General features: G+C 63.2%; 6 protein-coding genes and 1 pseudogene. 4 read left to right on the plus strand and 3 right to left on the minus strand.

From position 1 onward, the window contains the following. Positions 1-1,299: ATP-binding protein (locus tag EOA22_RS25800; protein WP_127390307.1), on the minus strand; the 1,299-nt coding region annotated here is incomplete at its 3' end. After that, positions 1,296-2,012, minus strand: a complete 717-nt coding sequence (locus EOA22_RS25805; protein ID WP_013529960.1) for a response regulator transcription factor — start codon at positions 2,010-2,012, stop codon at positions 1,296-1,298. The genes EOA22_RS25805 and EOA22_RS25800, both read right to left, overlap by 4 nt. A gap of 253 nt (positions 2,013-2,265) precedes the next feature. Here EOA22_RS25805 and EOA22_RS37770 point away from each other — a divergent pair, with 253 nt between their 5' ends. From EOA22_RS37770 to clpS, 4 genes are all read left to right on the plus strand, one after another. Beyond that, positions 2,266-2,568 (plus strand): hypothetical protein, encoded by a 303-nt coding sequence (locus EOA22_RS37770; RefSeq protein WP_024504541.1) that lies wholly within the window; start codon positions 2,266-2,268, stop codon positions 2,566-2,568. Positions 2,569-2,607: 39 nt separating this feature from the next. Further along, positions 2,608-2,841: a hypothetical protein gene (locus EOA22_RS25815; protein ID WP_013529962.1), complete on the plus strand. Its 234-nt coding sequence runs from the start codon at positions 2,608-2,610 to the stop codon at positions 2,839-2,841. 215 nt (positions 2,842-3,056) lie between these two features. Further along, on the plus strand, positions 3,057-3,422 hold the full coding sequence (locus EOA22_RS25820) for a hypothetical protein (RefSeq protein WP_063168852.1): 366 nt from the start codon (positions 3,057-3,059) through the stop codon (positions 3,420-3,422). A gap of 139 nt (positions 3,423-3,561) precedes the next feature. Further along, on the plus strand, positions 3,562-3,867 hold the full coding sequence (gene clpS / locus EOA22_RS25825) for an ATP-dependent Clp protease adapter ClpS (protein ID WP_013529964.1): 306 nt from the start codon (positions 3,562-3,564) through the stop codon (positions 3,865-3,867). Between the two features lie 54 nt (positions 3,868-3,921). On the opposite strand, the pseudogene EOA22_RS25830 reads toward clpS, so the two are convergent. Continuing rightward, positions 3,922-4,254: pseudogene (locus EOA22_RS25830) on the minus strand (hypothetical protein); the annotation flags it as partial.

Raw genomic sequence — 4,254 nt, forward strand, 5'->3', positions numbered from 1 at the left:
GCCGAGACAAAGACCGCCGGTCTGGCGGTTGCGCGATTGTTCGAGGCGCACGAACGAGCCGAACACGGCGTCGATCTGCGCCTGCGGTATGCCAGGCCCTTCGTCGCGGATGGTGAGCAGGATCATGTCCTCCGACCGGCGCAGCGAAAGATGCGCCTTCTTGCCGTAGGTGACCGCGTTCTGCACCAGATTGGTGACGCAGCGCTTGAGCGCGACCGGCCGCGCCATGCAGATCAGCCCGCGCGAACGGGTCTCGTCGTCGAACGAGACGTCGTCATAGCCGTCGGCGATCGATTCCACGAGCGACCAGAAGTCGATGCGTTCGTTCTTTTCCTCGGTCACTTCGAAGGTGGCGAAGTCGATCACCGAGCTGGCGATGCTCTCGACATCGGCGAGGTCGTGCGCCAGCGCCTCGCGGACCGCCGATTTGCGCAACAGCTCCAGGCGCAGGCGCATTCTGGTCATCGGCGTGCGCAGATCATGCGCCAGTGCCGCCGCCAGATGTTCGCGGTCCTCGACATATTCGCGCAACCTCGCCTGCATGGCGTTGATCGCCTTGGCGGCGGCACGCACCTCGCGGCTGCCGCCCTCGGCGATCGGCGGGCTCTTCAGATCCTTGCCGATCCGGTTCACGGCGGTTTCCATCATCCGGTAGGGCGCCGTCAGCCGGCGCAGCGACCAGATCGACATGATCACCACCAGCCCTGCGATCAGCGAATAGAGCGGCAGGCTGTCGAAGCTCAGGATCGGGCCGACGGGCGTGATCGGTTCGGTGAAATTCAGCCATTGGCCGTCGGCGAAGCGCAGCGATGCCGTCAGCTTGTCGCTCTGGGCGAAGTCGGCGGCCAGCACCAGAAGGTCGCGCTCGACCTGGCCGATGTCGGGTCCTGGCGTCGTGCCGTCCGCGTCGTCGGCCTCGCGCGTCGCCGGATCGCGGCGCACGCGTGCATCGGTGATGCCGAATTTGGACAGCCGGCCGACGAGGATGTCTTCGAGTTCGGCCAGTTCGTCATCGCCGGCGATCGACGAAGTGACCGCCGGCGTGTCCGAAACGGTGAGCGCGTAGGTGGAGTTGAACAGGCCGGTCGCCGTCGCCTTGCGCTCGTCCGGACTGGCGTCATGCATGAGCTGCACCAGCGAGAAGGCACGGTCGTTGAGCCGGTAGAGGTCGACGACGTCGTTGGCGGCAGCGCGGTCGCGCGAGACGATGTAGAGGGTCGCGACCTGGCTGATCAGCAGGCCGGCAATGACGATCAGCAGCACCCAGACAGGCAAGGTCTGCGGCAGGAAACGTCTCATTCGGAGGTCGTCTCGGGCAGGAACTGGTAGCCGCCGCTGCGTACGGTCAGGATCAGCTTGGGCGTCTTCGGGTCGTCCTCCATCTTGCGCCGCAACCGGCTGACCAGGATGTCGATGCTGCGGTCGAAGGAATAGTCGCTGTCGCCGCCGGACAGTTCGATGAGCTGGTCGCGGGTCAGCACACGCTGCGCACTCTTGACGAAGGTCTGCAGCAGGTTGAATTCGGCCATGGTCAGCTCGACCCTGACATCGTCGGGTGCGATCAGCCGGCGCCGGGCACAGTCCATCGTCCAGCCGGCGAAGCGGTAGATCTGCTTGGTGGTGGCGCGCTTCGGCTCGGCGGCGCCATTGCGCCTGAGCACGGCCCGGATGCGCGCCAAAAGCTCGCGCGGGTCGAAGGGCTTGGGCACATAGTCGTCGGCGCCCATTTCCAGGCCGACGACGCGGTCGGTCGTCTCGGTGACGGCGGTCAGCATGATGATCGGCGTCGAATACTGGGCGCGCAGGTCGCGGCACAGCTCCAGCCCGCTTTTGCCGGGCAGCATCACGTCGAGGACGATGAGGTCCACCTGGACGCGCCGCAGGATGGTCTCCATCTCGATGCCGTCGGCGGCAACCGAGGTGTGCAGGCCCCGCTTCTGGAAGAATTCCTGCAGCAGGTCGCGGATGCCCTTGTCGTCGTCGACGATCAGTATGTGTGCATCGGATTTCACAGCAGCCCTGTCATTGTTGCCAAGCCCTTCTGTCTTTGATTGCCAAGCCCTTCGGTCGCAACCCACACGATAGAATTCAGGCCATATGTTGGCCAGTGGCTATGATGGGGTTCACACCGGCTTTCTCAGACACACTCCAGAAACAAAATTCTACAGTTCAGAAAAACTCCTGAAAAATTTCAAAGGCATAACTGATCTCGTGGCGGTCAGGTCATCGGCTGCGACGCTAGTCTCCGGGTTTACGGATAAACCGATGCCAAGGTTGTCGATCAGTTTGTTGGGTGCGTTGCTGGGCTTCTGCCTGGTCACTGCCGCTGTCGGACAATCGGACGCAAAGGCGACGCTCACAACCCGGAGCGAACGGTGCGCCAATCTCAGCCACCAATTTGATGAAGCCCTCGAAACCCATGCCACGGCAACGCAGGTCACCGCGGCAAAGGCACTTCAGAGAAAGGGCAACCGGTACTGCGCCGCCAAGAAACAGGCACAGGGCATCCGGATGCTCGCCAATGCTTTGAAGCTGCTTGGAGTGACACCGAACGACCCGGTTCAGTAACGCTCCGAAACTTGACCCGCATAAAAAGGAAACGAAGCCATGAAAAAGTCCATCCTCTCCGCAACCGGTCTCGCCGTCGCTCTCGCTTTCGCGATGCCGGCTCTCGGCAACGCCGCCGCCACCACGACCGCTGCTCCGGCTGCTTCGACGACCACCGCTCCGGCGACTGCCGCTCCGGCCAAGGCTGCTCCGAAGAAGGTCGTCAAGAAGACCGTCAAGAAGCACAAGAAGGCTGCTGAGAAGGCCGTCAAGAAGGACGCCCCGAAGACCTGATAAGGTCCGGCATAAAATGCCGGCCTGTTGACCAAGGCCGCTCCAGCTGGTTTCGGTTGGAGCGGCCTTCTTCCTGTCCGAGCCGCTGAAGCCCTGACATTGGCGATGCAGCGGTCGATGGGTTCAACTGATCTTTGGCGAAGTCTGGCACCGGCAGCTTCCGCCTCGACTGACACTTAACCCGTTTGCAACGCCGGCCGTGTAGGACAATCCGCATGAAGAAGCGGCTTTCGTCCATTTTGCGCTCGATGGTGATCGGCGGTCTGGTTGCCACCGGCCTCGCCAGAGTGCTTATCCTGTTCACCGCCAGCCCGGTCCCCGATCCGGCCAGCGGACGCACCGAGCCTTCGCTGTTCGCTCCGGCGATTTCCACCAACTGGGACTACATAACGCCGGCACAGACCTGGCTGCTGGTCGTGCTGACCGGCGCGACGTTGATCTGCGTCGCCGCGTGGCTGATCGCGACCTGGCTGGAACGCCGGGCGGATGCCGGCGGAAACCGTTTTCGGTCCGATATACCGCCCGCTGCGGCCGTGCGGCAGATTCCCGGCCGTCGCATGTTCGGCCGCCAAGGCCGTTGAACGGCAACCGACACTTTCCCACATGATTATGAATGGCCGCGTCGGCGGACACCGGTTTCGCGCGTCGATCAAAATGGACGACCGTTTTCACCGGTGCCAGAATGGCGGTCACATCGCTTACGCAAAACTGTCGGTTCCGATGCCTGAAATTACCACAAAACCGCGTACCCAGATCAAGCCGCAAGTCGAACGGCCAAAACTCTACAAGGTCATCCTCATCAACGACGATTTCACGCCGCGCGAATTCGTGGTGACGGTGCTGAAGGGCGAGTTCAAACTCAGCGAAGACCAAGCGCACCGGGTGATGATCACTGCGCATCGGCGTGGCGTCTGCGTCGTCGCCGTGTTCACCAAGGATGTCGCCGAGACCAAGGCGACGCGCGCCACCGATGCCGGCAAGGCCAAGGGCTATCCGCTGATGTTCACGACGGAGCCGGAGGAGTAGAGCAGGGGGCTTTCCCTTCTCCCACAACAAGGGAGAAGGGAAAAGAGCGCCGCGCTACCGTCCCTCGCGGTACCACATCGAACCCATTGCCAGAAGCAGCAGGCCGAGGCCGAGGAAGCCGCCGAACAGCGGCACGCGCGAGACGGCTTTGAGCACGCTGTCGTCTGTCGTGCGCAGGCCGATCCAGTCGCTGCCGGATGCGGCACCAGCCGAGCGCACCGGCACGATGGAAGGCAGCGTCACGTCGCTGCCAAGGCCTGTGGAAGACGCCAGCCGGCGCACGCTGCCGCCGGTGGCTTCCGCCGGCGCCTTCAGCCGGTTTTCGGTGGAAATGACGTCGGCGAATTCCGGTGCGTTGACCGGCCCGACATGGGCGAGCGCGGTGAG

Source organism: Mesorhizobium sp. M7A.F.Ca.US.014.04.1.1 (genome assembly GCF_003998745.1).
GTDB classification, from domain to species: domain Bacteria; phylum Pseudomonadota; class Alphaproteobacteria; order Rhizobiales; family Rhizobiaceae; genus Mesorhizobium; species Mesorhizobium ciceri.